The organism is Natrinema ejinorense (assembly GCF_002494345.1).
Taxonomy (GTDB): domain Archaea; phylum Halobacteriota; class Halobacteria; order Halobacteriales; family Natrialbaceae; genus Natrinema; species Natrinema longum.
Genome location: NZ_NXNI01000001.1, coordinates 1,333,605 through 1,351,178, shown reverse-complemented (window position 1 = coordinate 1,351,178; position 17,574 = coordinate 1,333,605). Strand labels below are relative to the sequence as shown.

The following is a 17,574-nucleotide window of genomic DNA, read 5'->3' as shown; positions in this document are numbered from 1 at the left end:
GATCGCTCACATCGCGCCGCCTGGCTGGTACTCCCCGAACTCGTCGCGCATGACGTTACAGATCTCGCCGACCGTCGCGTAGGCCTTGACCGCGTCGATGATGTACGGCATCAGGTTCCGATCGCTTCGTGCCGCATCGCGCAGCGCCTCGAGGCTCGCGTCGACCGCCTCGTCGTCGCGCTCGGCGCGAACACCCTCGAGGTTGTCGATCTGTCGCTGTTGGTCCTCCTCGGTGACCTCTTCGACGTCCATCTCGGGGTCTTCGTCGACCTCGAACTCGTTGACGCCGACGATGATCCGTTCTTTCTCCTCGATCTCTCGCTGGCGGTCGAAGGACGTGTCCTGGATCTGGCGCTGGACCCACTGCTGTTCGACGGCCTCGAGCATGCCCCCGCGCTCTTCGACCTCCTCTAAGATGTCGTAGGCTTCTTCCTCGACCTCGTCGGTGAGCGATTCGACGTAGTAGCTGCCCGCGAGCGGGTCGATAGTGTCGGCCGCGCCGGACTCGTGGGCGAGGATCTGCTGGGTCCGCAGGGCCGTGCGGACCGATTCCTCGGTCGGCAGGGCGAGTGCCTCGTCCTTGCCGTTCGTGTGCAGGCTCTGGGTGCCCCCGAGCACGGCTGCAAGCGCCTGATAGGCGACGCGGACGACGTTGTTCTCGATCTGCTGGGCGGTCAGCATCGAGCCCGCCGTCTGGGTGTGGAACTTGAGCTGCTTGGATTTGGGGTCGTCCGGGTCGAAGCGCTCCTCGATGAGGTCGTGCCACATCCGGCGGGCCGCACGGAACTTGGCGACCTCCTCGAAGATGTTGTTGTGTCCGTTGAAGAAAAAGGAGAGCTGGGGGGCGAACTCGTCGACGTCGAGGCCGGCCTCGATCGCCGTCTCGACGTACTCGATGCCGTCGCCCAGCGTGAAGGCGAGTTCCTGGGCGGCCGTGGAACCGGCCTCTCGGATGTGATAACCCGAAATCGAGATGGTGTTGAACTTCGGCGTCTCCTCGGCACAGAACTCGAAGATGTCCGTGATGATCCGCATCGACGGCTCCGGCGGGTAGATGTACGTGTTCCGTGCGATGTACTCCTTCAGGAGGTCGTTCTGGATCGTCCCCCGTAGCTCCGAGCGGTCGACGCCCTGCTGGTCGCCCACCGCGATGTACATGGCCAGCAACACCGACGCCGGCGCGTTGATCGTCATCGACGTCGAGACCTCATCGAGCGGAATGCCATCGAAGACCGTCTCCATGTCGTCCAGGGAATCGATCGCGACGCCGGCCTTGCCGACCTCGCCGGCGGCCATGTCGGCGTCGGAGTCGTACCCCATCTGCGTCGGCAGGTCGAAAGCCATCGAGAGCCCCGTCTGTCCCTGATCGAGCAGGTAGTGATACCGCTCGTTGGTGTCTTCCGGCGTCGAGAACCCGGCGTACTGGCGCATGGTCCACAGCCGACCGCGGTAGCCCGTCGAGTAGACGCCGCGCGTGTACGGCGGCTCCCCCGGATTGCCCAGATCCTCCTCGTAGTCGAGGCCGTCGACGTCGGCCGGCGTATAGAGCCGATCGACCTCTTGACCGCCCGTATCGGTCGTGAACGTTTCCTTGCGCTCGCCGAACCGATCGAGAACCGGTTCGACTTCTTCCTCGTGCCACGCTTCCTTGCTGGCACGGATCTCCTCGAGTTCGTCGGGGTCGAACATTATGAATACCGTGGACCGGGCGGGGCTTGAACTTTGATGTACGCGTCAAGCTTTCGCGGACGGTCACCGGCGTCGTCCTGAACCGCTTCAGACGCCGTCTTCCGGGTCGTGTCGATCCGCCATCCGCGACGCTTCCTCGGCATAGCGGTCCCGCGTCTCCGGATCGTCGACGGTGCCGAGCGCGTCGGCCGAGACGAGGAGGCTGGCTTTAGTCTCTCGAGTGGGGCCGGTAAAGCTCGTCAGCGCCCGCTCGCGACGATGGTAGCGGCTGCCGTCTTCCGTCGCGTACACGAGGATGATGATGTTGAGTTCGTCGTCCCCGTACGTTCGCTCGACGAGCCAGACGCGGACCTCGTCGCCGTTGTCGTCCGAGTCGCTGCTGTCGACTGCCGAATCTGATTCGTTGGAACTCATGAATATCGTTCGTATCGCCACAACCGCTTATGGTTCGTGGTATCGACCCGCCACCTATGCCAGGGGACCCGGCAGCGTCGACCGCCGGAACCGGTGATCGCCGCCGCGCCGCCCGCTACGTCGCTCCCTGTCTGGCGCTCGGGTTGGTGAACCTCGGGCTCCTGTTGGGCTGGGGGGTGGACCCGCTGTGGGCGTTTGCGATCGTGCCCCCGGTGGTGTTTCTCTCCGGGATCGGCTGGGTCGCGTTCCGATACGGTATCGGTGAGCGACCCGCCGATACCGAGTACGAGGGCTGAAACCCGACGGTCGATCCCTGCCATCCCGCGGTCACCTACCGACCGGTATCGTACTTGTACGTGGCCGAATCCGGGTCGATCCCGAAGTCCTCCGGGGACTCCCGGTCGCCCGTTTCCTCGCGCCCCTCCGGGGCTCGCTTGAACGCCTCGCGGAGCCGATCGGGCATCCTGAACTCCTCGGTATCGATCGCCAGCGGTACCGCGTCGGGATCGACGCCGTCGCGCTTGTCCGCGAGTCGCTGCTGGAGGACGCCCGGCAGGTCGGACTCCTCGATCCGCTGGAACCCAAACTGGGCGAGGTAGGCCCCCTCGCCGGTCAGGACGTAGACGGTGTCGAACCCCTCGTCGCCGGCGTACTCCACGAGTCGTTCGACGATGTGCGCCCCGACGCCCTGTCCGCGCCACCCCTCGAGGACGCCGATACTGGTCAACTCACAGACGTCCGCCGCCGACTCGTCGTCGGGCTTGTGGACGCGGATCCGGCCGAAGCCGGCCTTCTCGCCGGAAGCCTCGTCGATAGCGACGACGTAGTCACGGGAGCGAAACGCCGTCTCGTCGAGCCCCATCGACTCGATGTGATCCAGCAACCAGACCTCTTCCCTGTTTTTCGCGTCCCGCACGTACATGATTCGACGTAGGTGGTGTGCAGCCAAAAGGGTTTGTGGGCCTGCGGTCGCTCGCTCGAGTCGCTCCGGCTCCCAGCGTACGGGGGACGGTATTCCGCGCCCACAGACTCCCCTCCCCGACCCTCGCGGTCGGTCTCTCGACGAGCCGTCACCGAACCGGCTCTCGGCTCCGATCGTGGTCGGTTCGTGTCCGCTCGAGCAGTCGCTCGATGCGGTCGTCGGTCGAGGGATGGGTCGAGAGGAGTCGGGTCCACGCGTCCTCGTCCTCGGTATGGACGTACAGTGGGGAGAGCAACTGCCGTGATGGCTCCACAGCGCGCTGGATCCGCCGGAGCGCGCGAGCGAGCGCGACCGGTCGGCCGGTGACCGCCACGGCACGGTCGTCGGCGGCGTACTCCCGTCGTCGCGAGTGCGCCCGAACGGCAAGCGTTACGACCAGCAAACAGACGACGACGCCAGCCTCGATCGTCCCCAGAAGCCGTCCGAAGACCGTCCGCGACCACGACTCCGGCTCGCCGCGCGCCCACGCGATCGCTCGAGCGATGCCGGCGATCGGCAACAACAGCGGGGCCAGGACGAGAAAGGCCAGCCCGGCGACCGTCCGGAAAACGCTGTAGGCGAGCGTCTGGACGAACGCGTCGTAGCCCTCGAGATGGGCGAGTTCGTGGGCCACCAGCGCCTCGAGTTCGTCGGGCGAGAGCAGCCGGAACAGCGACCGGTCGAGGACGATCGTCCCGCTGCGGGCAGTGCCCAGCGCGAAGGCGTTGGGCATGGGCAATCGTGCGAGCAGCACCGTCGGCGAGTCGACGCTCATCCGCGACTCGAGGCGATCGAGCCGGCGGAAAAAGTCGGGCGCGTGGGACCGGGGGAGTTCGACCGCCTCGACGCTCGAGAGCAGTTGCGACGTGCCGAACCGATAGCTCAGCACGCCGACCACAACGGCGACGGTAACGATCAGTGCGAGCGTGCCGACGGGTCCCGGTGCAGTCTCCCGAAGTACCGACAGCGCCCAGTAGCTGACCGCGGCCAGCGCGAGGTACCAGGCGAGCAGTACGAAGCCGACAACTGCCATCAGGAGCCGGGTACCGCTTCCCGCTCGAGGAGGACGCATCGTTGTCGGTCGCGTCTAGGGACGGCCGCGTAAAACGGGTATCGGACGGGCCGAACCTCGATGAAGAGCCGGTCGTCCCGTTCGGGATCGTCCGCGAGCGCCGGAGAGAAGTGATACGTCGCCCTCGTCGACGGCGAGCGCTCCAGTTCGACGGTCACGACGTAGCCGTCGGCCGCTCCAGTTGGTGCTGGCGGTCGGGCGACACCGGTGAGCGCCGGTACTCCGTCCGCACCGCGAACACTATCCCGCCGACAGCGCCTCCTCGAGTCGATCCTCGATCGCGTCGAGTTCCGCGCGCAGCTCCTCGCCCTCGGCACCCTCGAGGTCGTCGATCCGATCGGCGATGCCCTGGAGTCGCGAGTACTTCTCGTCCTCGTCGACGCCGGTCTTCTGGACGTAGACGTCCTCCTCGACGTCGTAGACCTCTCCCTCCTCGAGGTCGGTAACGGCGAGGACCACGTCCAACTTGTCGCGGTCGACACCGGTGACCCACTCGCGTGGGATGCCACGCTCGTCGAGAGCGGCGAAGATCGTCTCGGCGTCCATCGGCTGTCGTCGCTGTCGGGTCGTCCGCCGGACGGTTCCGTACCGTCCGTGGAGTTCCTGGTCGGGGCCGAGTCGCTCGAGTAACGGATCCCTCGCCGACCGGCGCAACCGATCGGCACCGTGCTGGACGTCGGAGGCGAGCACGTAGAGATCCGTCAGCGAGTCAGTATCGAGCGTCGACGGCTCGTCGCCCTCGAGGTGCTCGAGCAGTACTGCCAGCAACATCGCGTCGTCGTGAACCCGCTCGGGCGGCTCCCGTGCGTCCGCCGCCGGGACGAGAAACGGACTCTCTCCGCCGACGCCGGCGGGATCGTACCTGATCCGGTCGTCGTCGGCCGCGTACTCGTCGGCAAGCGTCACGACGCTGGCGTAGGGTTCGACCCCCGGTTGGAGGTGGTCGATCGAGACGTCCCCCTCGTCGAGTTGCTCGAGGAAGACGACGAACTGCTCGCGCCAGAGCGGCCGCGTCTCGCCGCTGTCGCCGAACCGAACGACGATCCGGTCGTCGTCGGTCCGCTCGATCTCGAAGGGGCGTCCGGAGACCGGCGTCACCAGTTGGGCACCCGGCTCGAGATCGCGACACTCCCGGCGAAGGCTCGTCCAGGTGTCGTCGGCGTCCATACGGCGGCTACGACGAGCGGGCGGAAAAACCGGGACCACGAATCTGCCACCGTCACCCTTCTTCCTCCCGTCCTTGCACTGGTCATCGTGCGGTCGAGTCGGCGTCTCGACCCCGGTATAGTAGCCACTGAACGTCATTGCACACCAGATCGCGCGACAGCGCCCCGATCAGTGTGGAAATCATTTCAGTGGCTACTATACCGGCCGGAGAGCGAGCGTCTCACCGTCCGATCACTGGAGCACCGACGGAAGGCCGGAAAGCGACGGGAGCCGGTAGGTCGGATCCACGTCCGCCTCGGGCCGGCCCCCCTCGTCCGACCGGGTGAGCAACACCGAATCGATACCCGCGTTGTCGGCCGCGCGCACGTCGACGGCGCGGTCACCGACGTAGATCGCCTCGTCGGCCTCGAGCGTCTCCATTGCGGCCTCGATGTTGGTCGGATCCGGCTTGCGCCGGGCCAGCCCGTCGGGGGTCAACGGACAGCCGTAGATCGTCTCGAACGGCGACCGGAGTCCGACCCGGTCGAGCAGCGTCGCGACGACCGTCGGATGGTTATCGCTGACGATCCCGAGCGGTTGCTCGAGGGACCGAACCGCGGTTACGTCGTCGTATGCCGAGCGCAGTCCGTCTTCGACCGCCGCTCGCTGGGTCCTGACCATCTCCCGGGCTGCCTGGGCGCAGAACGCGTCGGTGTCGATGTCGAGGCTGCGACACCGGTCGGCGATCGACTCGAAATCGCCGCGTGCGAGTTCCCGCACCGTCTCGGCCTCCGGCCCGGATCGGCCAAGCGTCTCGTATGTCCGGCCGAGCGCCTCGCAAAACCGCTGGGGCGAGGGGGTTTCGACGACGACCCCGTCGAAGTCGAACAGGACCGCATCGTATTGCATAGCTGATCGGTCGTTTCCGCTCTACGATAATAATTCTGACTGATGCGTGTGTGTCACAGTCCCGTAACGGATTCGGTGGCGTCGAAAACAACCCAGAGCTAAGACCCCTCGCCTGTTATTACACCGCATGCTCCACGCGGAAGGGCCGCTACTCACCGTCGACGTCGGTGACCGAACTGCGACCGAAACGACCATCGACGAAACGCTCGAGACGGCCGTCGGCGGACGCGCCGTCGCGACGGCGCTCGCCCACGAGCGGATCCCGTTCGACGCGGACCCGTTCGGGCCCGAGAACCGTGCGTATCTCGCCGCGGGTCCCCTCCAGCAGTCCTCCATGTCCTTTACCGGCCGGATGAACATGACCGGCCTCTCGCCGCTGACCGACGGCCTGGTCTCGACCAACGCCGGCGGCTATCTCTCGCGGAACTTCGTCGGGACGGGGATCAGCGTCCTCGAGCTCGCCGGCGAGAGCGACGAGTTACTGGCAGTTCACGTCACCGACCAGGGCGTCGAGTTCGAGGAAGTGCCGGAACTCGAGGGGGCGACCGTGCCCGAGACGTCCGACTACGCGGCCGAACACCACGATCTCGGTCCGGACAACTGCATCGCGATCGGGCCTGCCGGCGAGAACCGAGTACGGTTCGCCTCCGTGATGACCTTCGACTCGCGGGCGTTCGGCCGCGGCGGATTAGGTGCCGTCCTCGGGTCGAAGAACGTCAAATGCGTCACCTTCCAGGGTGACAGCGCGCCGCCCGTCGAAATTCCGGACCCGCCGGAGATGGACGTCCACCGGGAAGCGGCCCAGTCGGACGACCGAATGCGACGGCAGGGGACGACCGGCGGCACCGAGTTCATCAACGACAACTTCTCGCTCCCCACCCGCTACTTCCGCGAGTACGAGTTCGAAGACGCCGACGGGATCGGCGGCAACGCCGTCGAGGAAAAGAAGTACAAAAAGGGCGCGTGTTCGGCCTGTGCCTACGCCTGCAAGCTCCCTACGCGGGACGAAGAGAGCGGTGTCGAAACCGAAGGGCCCGAGTTCGAAACCGTCTACGCGTTCGGCTCGAGCCAGGGCGTCGGCGACATCGTCGACGTGATGAAGGCAAACGAACTCTGTGACAGTCTCGGGATGGACACGATTTCGGCCGGTGTCACCGTCGCGGCCTATCTCGACAGCGTCGACGAGTTCGGCAACGCCGAGCTCGCACGGGAGGTGACCGAACAGATCGCGTTCCGCGAGGGGATCGGCGACACCCTCGCCGACGGCGTCGACCGCTGTCACGACGAGCTCGGCGTCGACAACTACACCGTCAAGGGAATGGAGTTCGCCGCCCACGACGGGCGCGTCCTCCACGGACAGGGGCTCTCCTACGCGCTCGCGAACCGAGGTGCCGACCACATGTACGCCGGCATGCTGAGCCTCGAGTACAGCGGCGAACTCGATCCAGACGGCACCCTCGGCAAGGCCGAGCGACTCGTCCAGGAGGAGAACGCCTCGGCATTCCGGGACACGGGGATCGTCTGTGCGTTCGGCAGCGACTATGTGACCGACGAGCGACTCGAAACCCTGTTCGACGCCGACTACGAGACACTCATGGAAATCGGGGCCCGGACCGTTCGCCTCGAGCGACACTTCAACAACCAGCGTGGGTTCGACCGGAGCGACGACGGACTGCCCTACGAGATCCCCGACCTCGGGGCCGCGATCGAGGAGTACTACGAGGCCCGGGGCCTGACGGACGACGGGGTCGTTCCGGACGCGGCGGTCGAGTCGATCGCGCCCTCGGCCGACTGAGAGCGGTCCGATCGGACGCGGCGCTCACCCGCCGTACACCGACGGCACCAGCCGGAGTACGGTATCAGTCTCGAGGACCGTCTCGAGGCCCTCGAGGTGGACGACGTTCGTTTCGTCCTTGGTAACGACCGTATCCCCCGCCAACCCGTCGCCATCGTCGTCCACGAGTTCGCCCTCGAGGCCCGGATACGCCGCTTCGAGTTCGACCAGGAGGTCGCCGACGGTTTCGGCGTCGGTCTCGTAGCGAACGGTCTTCTCACCGACGACGTCGCGGAAGGGGCCGAAGAAGACACACTCGAGTTGCACGAACGAACGTTTGACACGACAGGTCTTGTAATCGCGGGGTCACCGAACTGTACGGCGAACTGCTCGTCGCTCATCGAGCGCACACGACGCGGAACCTACCGCTCACTCCGAAACGGGAGCCTCACGATGGCGTCAGCCGATCCCACAGCGACTTCATGTCCTTCGCCGTCGCCAGCGTCTCGAGTTCGCGGAAGGCGGATTTCTCCTCGTCGTAGTTCGACTCGAGGGGTCGTTGGATGTCGTTGCCGAGTTCGAGTTGCTCCGCGATCGTCGTCAGCCCCTCGTAGGCCGTCATCTCGATGCGTTCGGTCATCATCCCCGCGTTCAGGTAGACCATGTTCAGCATTTCGTCGTCCTCGATCTCGGCCTCGAGTTCGCGGCGGTCCTCCTCGAGCCCCTCGAAGATGGCAGAGTCCCGGGCTTCCGCAGGCCGATCGAGCGCCGCGAAGACCTCCTCGAGGCGTTCCACCTGCGTTCGGGTCTCGTCGCGGTGGTCCGCAAAGCCCTGACTCATCCGGTCGTTGGTCGTGTTGCGTGCCATCTCGTCTAGCGTGTCGACGAGTTCCTGTTCGACGTAGTACTGCTGGGCGAGCTTGTGGATGAACAGCTCGTGAAGGTCGTTCATTGCCATGCAGATGAACTGCCACCGACCAGCCGCTTAGTCAGATGCCCCGAACACGCAGGCGCGGCGCTGTCGGCCGCTTTCACCGTGGAACGTGGACTTCGTCCGCATCGGATCCACTGTTCACTCCGACCCACTATGGCACGTCGTTCGGAACGTCGAAATCGTGGAAGTGCTCGCCTTTCTCCTTGCTGAGACTATCGAGCGCCGCCGACGCGCCGTCACCCGCGGCGATGACCGCCTGCCACTCCTCGTCCCGGACCGTTGCGCCCGTCGCGTACAGGTCGTCGATACTCGTCTCCGTATCGAGGTCGCCGTCGACGGTGCCGTCCTCGTCGAACTCGACTCCGACGTCTGGCATGGACTGAACGCCTATGAACGGCGAAATAAACGATTTTGCCGGTCTACGTGGCTGTCACGGACGTTTGTATATCCGATGCCGACACCGTCCGTCTCCGCTCGAGGCCGCACCGAGCGGCGGTTCCGCAGACGCCGGACCGATCCGCCGCGATCGCAATCCTGTTGCAACTCCTCGCCCGAAGCGAACCCAGTGGCAACCGCGACGGAGCGTCGACGGTCCCTGTGGGTACTGGTCGCTGCAGCGACGCTGACGGTCATGGCGGGAGCGATCCTCGGACCGATCGTCCCGCAGATCCAGCGCGAACTCGGCGTCTCCGGCTCCGCGGCCGGCCTTATCATCACCACTCACGGCGGCGTGATCGTCCTCGCGAGCCCGCTCGTGGGATCGCTCGTCGACCGGATCGGCCCCCGCCGTCCCTTCGTCGGCGGCCTGCTCGTCTACGGCCTCGGCGGCGGCGCGGGACTGGTCGTCGACTCGTTTTATCCGCTATTGGCCTCTCGAGTCGTCCTCGGGATCGGGACCGCCGCGGTGTACACGTCGGTTACCGTGCTGATCTACGAGCTCTACGAGGGGCAGGCCATGGAGCGTGCGCTGGGCTATCGAAGCAGCGCGAACAGCGCCGGGGCCGCAGTGTGGCCGCTGATCGGCGGCGCTGCCGGCGCCCTCGCGTGGAACGCCCCGTTCGGCGTCTATCTCGTCGCCGTGCCGCTTGGCCTCCTCGCCGCGGCGACGATTCCCGAGACGCAGTCCGCGGGCGACGCCGCGGCCACGGACGGGAGCGCCGAGGAGGCCGCCGGCGGTATCGGCGAGGTCCTCGCCGTGTTCCGTGACCGACCGACGCTTCCGGTCGTCTACGCGTTGTACTTCGGTGCGAACGCGTTGCTGTACGTGATCGTCGTCTTTTACCCGCAGTTTCTCGCCGGCATCGGCGTGACCGCGTCCCTGGATATCAGCCTCTATCTGGCCGCGAACGGCGCTGCGGGCGGCGTCTCGGCGATCACATACGATCGGTTGTTGCGGTACGCCGGTCGATCGACGCTCGTGGGCGCGGCGTTCGTCCTCTGGACCGCGGCGTTCGGGCTCGCGACGGTAGTGGGAACCGCCGTCGGTGCGGCGCTGCCGGTGATACTGTTCGGCCTCGGCATCGGACTGGTCTTCCCGTCGACGTTCGCGTGGGTCGAAGCCTTCGCACCGCCGGATCGGCAGGGCCAGTTCAGCTCCTACATCGCCTCCGCTGGCTACACGGGGCAGTTCCTCTCGCCGGTACTGTTCGGGGCGCTCGTGCCGATCGCGGGCGTCGGAGGCGTGTTCGCCGCGGGCGGTGCCGTCGCCGGCGTCGCCGCCGTCGGTCTGGGGGCACACCGGTTGCGCGGGGCGGTGGCCTGATACGGTCTCCTGTATCGATTAACCGGTGCAACCGCAAGACTGGTCGGGGTTGCACCGTCACTGACGGACAGTAGTCCGTATGAGATCGGACGGTTCGATCCGGGCTCCGATCGCTCTCGACGGCGGAAAGCGCCGGGTTCGCGGTTGGAAACGGCATCCGAGTTCTGTGGGGTCGGTCGCTCGAGCGAGCACTGTCAGCCCCGACTCCTTTTTCCCCGACCGTGGATAGCACGAGTCGCTGGTTCCAATGGCGACAGATATCGACCCCGAACCCGAGTCTCCGCGACCGGAGTCGCTGTGGCTCGCCACGACGCCGACGACCGAGTACGACCCCTTCGAGGGCGGCCTCGACGTGGATGTCGCTATCGTCGGCGGGGGTATTACCGGATTGAGCGCGGCGATCAACCTGACCGAAGCCGGTCGGAGCGTCGCGGTCCTCGAGTCCGATCGGATCGTCGAGAGCACGACCGGCCACACGACGGCCAAACTCACCTCACAGCACGGGCTGATCTACGACACGCTCGTCTCCCAGTTCGGCGAGGAGAAAGCGAAGCAGTACGCACACGCCAACGAGGCGGCGATCGAAGAAGTCGAGCGACGCATCGACGACGGGGACATCGACTGTGACTTCCGCCGGACGGACGCCTACACCTACGCCGCGTCGTCCGACGACCGCGAGCGGATCCGCGAGGAGGTCGACGCGGCCAAGCGGCTCGGGCTCCCGGCATCGTACGTCGAGGAGACGCCGCTCCCGTTCGATGTCCCCGGCGCGATCAGGTTCGACGAGCAGGCGGCGTTCCACCCCCGGCAGTACCTGCTGGCGATCGCCGAGCAGGTCCACGGCGACGGCAGTTACGTGTTCGAGGGGACGCGCGCGCTCGACCTCGAGCCCGGCTCGCCGTGTCGCGTCGAGACGGACCGCGGGGACGTGGTCGCCGACGACGTGGTCGTCGCGACGCACTTCCCGTTCTTCGACCGCGCCGGCTATTTCGCGCGGATGCACCCCCATCGCGCGTACCTGCTCGCGGTCCGAACCGACGGAACGCCCCCGGAGGGGATGTACTACAGCACTGCCTCGCCGCCGGCGACGATGCGTCGGTATCCGACGAGCGAGGGGGGCGCGGACGACGAGGACGACCCACTCCTGCTCGTCGGCGGGCAGAGCCACAAGCCCGGTCTCGAGGGGCCGCCGACCTCCGAGCGGTACCGGCGCTGTGAGGCGTTCGCCCGCGAGCACTTCGACGTCGAGTCGATCGAGTATCGCTGGTCGACGATGGACTACTCGCCGGTCGACCGAGTGCCCTTCATCGGCCGAATCGATCCCCTGTCGGCGCACGTCTACGTCGGTACCGGATTCAAGGGCTGGGGGATGACGAACGGTACTGCCGCGGGACTGATCCTCGCCGATCTGATCGTCGAGGGATCGAACCCCTGGGCCGACGTGTTCGACCCCCAGCGGCTCACACCCGGCGCGTCCGCGAAGCGCTTCCTCGAGGAGAACGCGAAAGTCGGCGGCAGCTTCGTCGGGGACCGGATCAAGTCGCTGCTCTCGTCGCTCGGCACGGACGGTGTGGCCGACCTTCCCCCAGGCGACGCACGCGTCGTCCGCCGTGCGAGCCAGCCGGTGGGACTCTATCGCGACGAATCGGGGACGACGCACGCCGTCTCGGCGACCTGTCCGCACATGGGCTGTCTCGTCCGGTGGAACGACGCCGAGCGGACCTGGGATTGCCCCTGTCACGGCTCGCGGTTCACCCACGACGGCGAGGTGCTGTCGGGACCTGCGCTCGAGGGACTGCTCTACCGCCAGTTGTGACCGAGACTGTGCGACTCGATCGTCTCAGAGCGGGACCGCGTCGAGGTCGATCCGATCGGGCTCGGGAACCGCCCCGCTCGAGACGGCGTACGTCCCCAGTTCGTCACCGTCCCCGTCGCACGGAAGCACGATCACGCCCTTGGCTAGCAATGGCGCGATTACACCCGCGACGATGGTCCGGGGGTCCGACAGCGGCCCGCGGACGACGACGCGGTCGTCCGGCTCCAGGGCTGCCTCCTCGAGCACCGCGTGTGCGGCCTCGAGCACCTGCGCGTGCGTGACGGTCCGGTCGCCGTCGGTCAGGATGTCGGTCTCGGGATCGATCGACAGCGGCGGGAACGACGGGTTCTCGCTCCAGAGCCCCGCATCGAAGTGGTGGATGTCGGGCGTCTCGGGTTTGTCGCCGTAGCCGACCCGCTGTGCGCCCGGGGGCAAGTCGTAGGCCTCGAGGTCGTCGACGGGTGCCACGAGGGTCCGAAAGTCCGTCTCCGCGGCGAGGTCCGTCGGCGGCTCGAACCAGGTCCGGCCCTCGAGCAGCGTCGTGCCGAAACAGGCCAGCAGTGCGAGGGGGCCGTCGCCGACGACGCCGACCGTGACGCCCTCGCGAACGCCCGAGTGGCGCAGGAAGTTGCCGGCCTTCCAGGCGGTCGTACACAGCCAGTGGTAGTCGTACTCCCGGCCCGTCGCGTCGACGAGCGCGATTCGATCGTCGCGCAGCTCGCGGGTGAGCAGGTCGTCGACCGTGGCAGCGTTCATATCGATGACTGGGGAGCGAGGCGAAAAAAGCGCGCCGACTCCGGACACCGGCGTAATCGTCGTGAGCCGTCATACGACGGGGTCGTCCGGAAACCATCGCCACCGTCAGTCGTGGCCGTCGGTTCTGCCGGTCGATATCGGTCCGAGCGACGCGGGGACTACGACCAGCGCCGGGACGGTCCGTTCAGGTCGGTTCCGACAGTCGGTCCAACAGCGTTTCCCCACGCGAGAGGAACCGCTCGCGGATCGCGTCGATGGAATCGGATTGCAAGTCGTACCCCAGATCGGCGACGCTCTCGGCCCAGGAGCCGTCCTCGAGGATCGTGTCGGCCTCGTAGGCGAGCAACCGATCGTCCGCGGCCATCACCCGCTCCCACTCCCCGTCGCTGGGTGGCTCGAGAGCGACGGCGGTCCAGACGGCCTCGAGGATGCGTTCTTCGACCCGGTCGAACTGTTCGTACTCGGCTTTGAGGGGGCGAGGAATGTCACCGATGTAGGCTTCGCCCGCGTCGTGGAGCAATCCGAGCAACTGGAGGCGCGGATCCTCGCTCGGCAGTTCCCGACTCACGTGAATCGAGTGGTGGGCGACGCTGTAAAACCACTGGCAGTGTCCCCCGAATCGACAGGTGTGTGCCAGTGCCGTCGCGATATCTTGCAGCCGAATATCGTCGGGATCGGGATCGAAGAGATCGAATCGGCCGCCCGTATACGTCTCGACGACGCCGACGCGGTCCCACGGATCGGACATCAGTACGACATATCGAATACGAGTATCATAACGATACCGGGGCCCCGGACGGCCGACCCGACCCTGCAGTGGGGGCACCGACCACCACTAGAACGCCCGCTTGATCTTCTCGAAGAACCCCTCTTTCACTTCGATCTCGTCGCCGCCCGCTTCGGCGAACTCCTCGAGTGCGTCGCGCTGGTCCTCGTTCAAGCTCTCGGGGGTGACGACCTGAACCTGGACGTAGAGGTCACCCTGTCCGCGACCGCGCAGTCGGGGCATGCCCTTCCCCTCGAGGCGGAACGTCTCGCCGCTCTGAGTTCCCGTGGGGATCTCGAACTCGGCGGCCCCCTCGAGCGTCGGGACTTCGACGGCGTCGCCGAAGGTCGCTTGCGGGAACGAGATCGGGAGCCGGTAGCGCAGGTCGTCCCCGTCGCGTTCGAACGCCTCGTGCTCGCGGACGGTGACGTCGATCAGCAGGTCGCCGTGGGGACCGCCTTCGGGACTCGGCGCACCCTCGCCTTCCATCCGAAGCGTCTGCCCTTCCTGAATCCCCGGCGGAACTTCGACGGTCAGCGTCGCCTCGGTGCGGACGTACCCCTCGCCGCGACACTCGCCGCAGGTGTCGGAGTACAGCGTTCCCTCGCCCTCACACCGGGGGCAGGCCGTCGTCTGCTGGACCCGACCGAGCGGCGTCTGCTGGACCTGGGTCACCTGGCCCCGGCCCTGACACTGGGGACAGGTTTCGGCGTCGGCCTCCGGCGGATGGCCCTCGCCCGCACAGTCCTCGCATTCCTCGGGACGCTCGACGGTGAACTGCTTTTCCGCACCCTCGTAGGCCTCCTCGAGGTCGATCTCGAGTTCGGTCCGCAGATCACGGCCCTTGCGGGGCCGGCGGCTACCGCGACCGCCGCCACCGCCGAAGACCTGCTCGAAGAGGTCGCCGAGACCGCCGCCACCCATACCGCCCCCGCCCATGCCGCCACCGAACGGGCCGCCGCCCATGCCGCCGGCACCGCCGGCATCGCTGGCATCGAAGCCGTGTTTCTCGGCCTGCTCGTAGCGGTCGTGGCCCATCTGATCGTAGGCCTCGCGCTTTTCCTCGTCCGTCAGGACCTGTTTTGCCTTCTGTATCTTCTTGAACTTCTCCTCTGCATCGGGGTCGTCGCTGACGTCGGGATGGTACTCGGTGGCCTTCGACCGATACGCCTGTTTGATCTCCTCGGTAGACGCGTCGGGGCTCACGCCGAGAACGTCGTAGAAGTCCTCGCTCATTCGTTGTTCCACCGTTACTCGGTTGAGACACTTGAAACGAACGTTCCAACACAACCTTTTACCGAGCGAACGACCGGAGGGAGTGAGCGCAGAGTAAAAGGTTGATCAAAAGCACGGCTTCACCCCCTCACCCGCGCCGTTGGCGCGGGTTCGAGGTTCCTTGGCCCGCTCGCTCGCTTCGTTCGCTCGCGGTGATCATTCTTTTATTTTACAACCCCCTGACCGACGGATGCGCTGCGTTCGTCTATCGGTCCCGGAAGACAACCCGAACTCGTGTTACTCATCCCGTCGACGGCGAAAATCAAAGCCGCATCTGACGGACTGATGAAGGCCCGTTACTCCTCGTCTTCGTCCTCGTCGAAGTCGACGTCCTCGAAGTCGGCATCGACGAACTCCTCGCCCTCGTCGCCGGCAGCGCCGGCGTCGGGACCGGGGTTCGGACCGCCGCCCATGCCACCGGGGCCTGCACCCGCAGCACCGCCAGCGCCCGCCGCGCCGGCACCTGCGGCACCGCCAGCAGCGCCGCCCGCACCGGCTTCCTGCTGATAGATCTGCTTGCCGATCTCCTGTAGCTCCTCGCTCAGGGCTTCGGTCGCGGACTCGATGGCCTCGGCGTCGGCATCGTCGTCGTCGATCGTCTCCTCCAGGTCCTCGATCGCGGCCTCGATGTCACCGCGCAGGTCGTCGTCGACCTGCTCGTCGTTCTCCTCGAGGAGCGTCTCGGCGCGCTGAATCGTTGCCTCGGCGGCGTTGCGGGCCTCGATCCGCTGGCGCTTTTGCTGGTCCTCCTCGGCGTGTTTCTCGGCTTCCTCCTGCATCTGCTCGATCTGCTCGTCGGAGAGACCGGCACCGCCTTCGATGGTGATCTCCTCGGTGGTGCCGCTGCCTTTGTCTTCGGCGCTGACGTTGACGATACCGTTCTCGTCGATCGAGAACGTGACCTCGATCTGTGGGGTGCCCGCGGGTGCCGGCGGGATCCCGGTCAGGTGGAACTCGCCGAGCAGTTCATTTTCCTCGGCCAGTTCGCGTTCACCCTGGAAGACCCGGACCTGCACGGTGGTCTGGTTGTCCGCCGCGGTGGTGAAGATCTTCGACTCCTCGGTCGGGATCGTCGTGTTCTTCTCGATGAGGCGCTCGAAGAGGCCGCCCTTGACCTCGATACCCAGCGAGAGCGGCGTCACGTCGAGCAGAACGATGTCATCGACCTCGCCGCCCAGCACGCCACCCTGGATCGCCGCGCCCAGCGCGACGGCCTCGTCTGGGTTGACGTTCTTCTGGGGCTCCTTGCCCGTCAGTTCCTCGACCTTCTCGGCGACCTGGGGCATCCGGGTCGAGCCACCGACCAGGAGGACTTCGTCGATCTCGTCCTCGTCGTACCCCGCATCCTCGAGCGCCTGCTCGGTCGGTTCGACGGTGCGATCGATCAGGTCCTGCGTGAGCGACTCGAACTTCGCTCGTGTCATCGACTCCTCCAAGTGGATCGGACCGTCGTCAGTCGCGGTAATGAAGGGGAGGTTGATCTCGGTTTCCTTGCGCGAAGAGAGTTCGATCTTGGCCTCCTCGGCGGCATCTTTGAGCCGCTGGAGGGCCTGGCGGTCCTCGCGGAGGTCGATCCCGTGTTCGGCCTCGAATTCGTCGGCGAGCCAGTCGATGATCGCCTCGTCCCAGTCGTCGCCACCGAGGTCGTTGTCGCCGTTGGTCGCGACGACCTCGTAGACGCCGCCGCCGAGATCGAGAATAGAGACGTCGAAGGTGCCGCCGCCGAGGTCGTAGACGAGGACGGTCTGATCCTGATCGTCCTCGAGCCCGTAGGCCATCGACGCTGCGGTCGGCTCGTTGATGATGCGCTCGACCTCGAAGCCGGCGATCTCGCCGGCGTCTTTGGTCGCCTGGCGCTGTCGATCGGAGAAGTACGCGGGAACCGTGATGACGGCCTTTTCGACCTCGTCACCGAGATAGTCCTCGGCGTCGCGTTTGATCTTCTGGAGGATCATCGCCGAGATCTCCTCGGGCGTGTACTCCTCGCCCTCGATCTCGACGGTGTAGTCTTCCTCGCCGATGTGGCGCTTGATCGACGCGATCGTCTTTTCGGGATTCTGGATCGCCTGGTTCTTCGCCGGCTTCCCGACGAGTCGCTCGTCGTCGGTAAAGGCGACGACGGAGGGCGTCGTCCGTTCGCCTTCGGCGTTGACGATGATTTCCGGATCGCCACCTTCCATCACCGCGAACGCGCTGTTCGTCGTCCCGAGGTCGATTCCGAGAATCTTGTTGCTGGCCATCGTGGACGGGTATTGTGCGCACTTTGTTTTAAAGCTTACTAGGCAGAGAGCACACCCGAA

The 17,574-nt window shown here is 66.2% G+C and carries 17 protein-coding genes and 1 pseudogene; 4 read left to right on the top strand and 14 right to left on the bottom strand.

Going from position 1 to position 17,574, the window contains the following annotated elements:
• Positions 1–6 precede the first annotated feature (6 nt).
• Together CP557_RS06695 and CP557_RS06690 are read right to left on the bottom strand one after the other, a co-directional pair.
• Positions 7–1,689 carry an acyl-CoA mutase large subunit family protein gene (locus CP557_RS06695; protein WP_097379203.1) on the bottom strand — a complete coding sequence of 561 codons (1,683 nt, stop codon included), beginning with the start codon at positions 1,687–1,689 and terminating at the stop codon, positions 7–9.
• Between the two features lie 87 nt (positions 1,690–1,776).
• Positions 1,777–2,103, bottom strand: a complete 327-nt coding sequence (locus CP557_RS06690; RefSeq protein ID WP_097379202.1) for a hypothetical protein — start codon at positions 2,101–2,103, stop codon at positions 1,777–1,779.
• A 56-nt stretch (positions 2,104–2,159) separates the two neighbouring features.
• Here CP557_RS06690 and CP557_RS06685 point away from each other — a divergent pair, with 56 nt between their 5' ends.
• Complete coding sequence (locus CP557_RS06685; RefSeq protein WP_097379201.1) at positions 2,160–2,399, top strand: hypothetical protein; 240 nt, start codon at positions 2,160–2,162, stop codon at positions 2,397–2,399.
• A 35-nt stretch (positions 2,400–2,434) separates the two neighbouring features.
• Here the strand turns inward: CP557_RS06685 and CP557_RS06680 are convergent, their stop codons facing one another.
• The 5 genes from CP557_RS06680 to CP557_RS06660 form a co-directional block, all read right to left on the bottom strand.
• A complete protein-coding gene (locus CP557_RS06680; RefSeq protein ID WP_097379200.1) occupies positions 2,435–3,025 on the bottom strand; it encodes a GNAT family N-acetyltransferase in 591 nt (196 codons plus the stop codon).
• Positions 3,026–3,173: 148 nt separating this feature from the next.
• Positions 3,174–4,097: a M48 family metallopeptidase gene (locus CP557_RS06675; RefSeq protein WP_211290179.1), complete on the bottom strand. Its 924-nt coding sequence runs from the start codon at positions 4,095–4,097 to the stop codon at positions 3,174–3,176.
• Positions 4,097–4,294 (bottom strand): hypothetical protein, encoded by a 198-nt coding sequence (locus CP557_RS22460; protein WP_169924305.1) that lies wholly within the window; start codon positions 4,292–4,294, stop codon positions 4,097–4,099. The genes CP557_RS06675 and CP557_RS22460 overlap by 1 nt, the downstream gene beginning before the upstream one ends.
• An 82-nt stretch (positions 4,295–4,376) precedes the next feature.
• Complete coding sequence (locus CP557_RS06665) at positions 4,377–5,303, bottom strand: hypothetical protein (RefSeq protein ID WP_097379197.1); 927 nt, start codon at positions 5,301–5,303, stop codon at positions 4,377–4,379.
• 231 nt (positions 5,304–5,534) lie between these two features.
• Positions 5,535–6,191 carry an HAD family hydrolase gene (locus tag CP557_RS06660; RefSeq protein ID WP_097379196.1) on the bottom strand — a complete coding sequence of 219 codons (657 nt, stop codon included), beginning with the start codon at positions 6,189–6,191 and terminating at the stop codon, positions 5,535–5,537.
• A gap of 127 nt (positions 6,192–6,318) precedes the next feature.
• Here CP557_RS06660 and CP557_RS06655 point away from each other — a divergent pair, with 127 nt between their 5' ends.
• Entirely contained in the window at positions 6,319–7,986 is a 1,668-nt protein-coding gene (locus CP557_RS06655) for an aldehyde ferredoxin oxidoreductase C-terminal domain-containing protein (protein ID WP_097379195.1), read from the top strand.
• A 24-nt stretch (positions 7,987–8,010) separates the two neighbouring features.
• Here the strand turns inward: CP557_RS06655 and CP557_RS06650 are convergent, their stop codons facing one another.
• From CP557_RS06650 to CP557_RS06640, 3 genes and pseudogenes are all read right to left on the bottom strand, one after another.
• Positions 8,011–8,292 carry a ubiquitin-like small modifier protein 1 gene (locus CP557_RS06650; protein WP_097379194.1) on the bottom strand — a complete coding sequence of 94 codons (282 nt, stop codon included), beginning with the start codon at positions 8,290–8,292 and terminating at the stop codon, positions 8,011–8,013.
• 121 nt (positions 8,293–8,413) lie between these two features.
• Positions 8,414–8,923 carry a YciE/YciF ferroxidase family protein gene (locus tag CP557_RS06645; RefSeq protein WP_169924346.1) on the bottom strand — a complete coding sequence of 170 codons (510 nt, stop codon included), beginning with the start codon at positions 8,921–8,923 and terminating at the stop codon, positions 8,414–8,416.
• Between the two features lie 127 nt (positions 8,924–9,050).
• Positions 9,051–9,254, bottom strand: a pseudogene (locus CP557_RS06640) (thioredoxin reductase); the annotation flags it as partial.
• A 210-nt stretch (positions 9,255–9,464) separates the two neighbouring features.
• Here CP557_RS06640 and CP557_RS06635 point away from each other — a divergent pair.
• Both CP557_RS06635 and CP557_RS06630 read left to right on the top strand, forming a co-directional pair.
• The gene (locus tag CP557_RS06635) at positions 9,465–10,661 is read left to right on the top strand and encodes an MFS transporter (RefSeq protein WP_097379192.1); all 1,197 of its coding nucleotides are present in this window, start codon (positions 9,465–9,467) and stop codon (positions 10,659–10,661) included.
• A 247-nt stretch (positions 10,662–10,908) separates the two neighbouring features.
• Positions 10,909–12,477 carry an FAD-dependent oxidoreductase gene (locus CP557_RS06630; protein WP_097379191.1) on the top strand — a complete coding sequence of 523 codons (1,569 nt, stop codon included), beginning with the start codon at positions 10,909–10,911 and terminating at the stop codon, positions 12,475–12,477.
• 24 nt (positions 12,478–12,501) lie between these two features.
• Here the strand turns inward: CP557_RS06630 and CP557_RS06625 are convergent, their stop codons facing one another.
• The 4 genes from CP557_RS06625 to dnaK all read right to left on the bottom strand — a co-directional run bounded on the left by CP557_RS06625 (position 12,502) and on the right by dnaK (position 17,514).
• A complete protein-coding gene (locus CP557_RS06625; protein ID WP_097379190.1) occupies positions 12,502–13,233 on the bottom strand; it encodes an acyl-CoA synthetase family protein in 732 nt (243 codons plus the stop codon).
• Between the two features lie 184 nt (positions 13,234–13,417).
• Positions 13,418–13,981 (bottom strand): phosphohydrolase, encoded by a 564-nt coding sequence (locus tag CP557_RS06620; protein ID WP_097379189.1) that lies wholly within the window; start codon positions 13,979–13,981, stop codon positions 13,418–13,420.
• Positions 13,982–14,068: 87 nt separating this feature from the next.
• Positions 14,069–15,235 (bottom strand): molecular chaperone DnaJ, encoded by a 1,167-nt coding sequence (gene dnaJ / locus CP557_RS06615; RefSeq protein ID WP_097379188.1) that lies wholly within the window; start codon positions 15,233–15,235, stop codon positions 14,069–14,071.
• Between the two features lie 335 nt (positions 15,236–15,570).
• Positions 15,571–17,514: a molecular chaperone DnaK gene (dnaK, locus tag CP557_RS06610; RefSeq protein ID WP_097379187.1), complete on the bottom strand. Its 1,944-nt coding sequence runs from the start codon at positions 17,512–17,514 to the stop codon at positions 15,571–15,573.
• Positions 17,515–17,574: the final 60 nt, after the last annotated feature.

Bases quoted from the DNA above. Each gene is read 5' to 3' on its own strand.
- CP557_RS06695 (WP_097379203.1), bottom strand. From the start codon at position 1,689: ATGTTCGACCCCGACGAACTCGAGGAGATCCGTGCCAGCAAGGAAGCG.
- CP557_RS06690 (WP_097379202.1), bottom strand. From the start codon at position 2,103: ATGAGTTCCAACGAATCAGATTCGGCAGTCGACAGCAGCGACTCGGAC.
- CP557_RS06685 (WP_097379201.1), top strand. From the start codon at position 2,160: ATGCCAGGGGACCCGGCAGCGTCGACCGCCGGAACCGGTGATCGCCGC.
- CP557_RS06680 (WP_097379200.1), bottom strand. From the start codon at position 3,025: ATGTACGTGCGGGACGCGAAAAACAGGGAAGAGGTCTGGTTGCTGGAT.
- CP557_RS06675 (WP_211290179.1), bottom strand. From the start codon at position 4,097: ATGGCAGTTGTCGGCTTCGTACTGCTCGCCTGGTACCTCGCGCTGGCC.
- CP557_RS06665 (WP_097379197.1), bottom strand. From the start codon at position 5,303: ATGGACGCCGACGACACCTGGACGAGCCTTCGCCGGGAGTGTCGCGAT.
- CP557_RS06660 (WP_097379196.1), bottom strand. From the start codon at position 6,191: ATGCAATACGATGCGGTCCTGTTCGACTTCGACGGGGTCGTCGTCGAA.
- CP557_RS06655 (WP_097379195.1), top strand. From the start codon at position 6,319: ATGCTCCACGCGGAAGGGCCGCTACTCACCGTCGACGTCGGTGACCGA.
- CP557_RS06645 (WP_169924346.1), bottom strand. From the start codon at position 8,923: ATGGCAATGAACGACCTTCACGAGCTGTTCATCCACAAGCTCGCCCAG.
- CP557_RS06630 (WP_097379191.1), top strand. From the start codon at position 10,909: ATGGCGACAGATATCGACCCCGAACCCGAGTCTCCGCGACCGGAGTCG.
- CP557_RS06625 (WP_097379190.1), bottom strand. From the start codon at position 13,233: ATGAACGCTGCCACGGTCGACGACCTGCTCACCCGCGAGCTGCGCGAC.
- CP557_RS06620 (WP_097379189.1), bottom strand. From the start codon at position 13,981: ATGTCCGATCCGTGGGACCGCGTCGGCGTCGTCGAGACGTATACGGGC.
- dnaJ (WP_097379188.1), bottom strand. From the start codon at position 15,235: ATGAGCGAGGACTTCTACGACGTTCTCGGCGTGAGCCCCGACGCGTCT.
- dnaK (WP_097379187.1), bottom strand. From the start codon at position 17,514: ATGGCCAGCAACAAGATTCTCGGAATCGACCTCGGGACGACGAACAGC.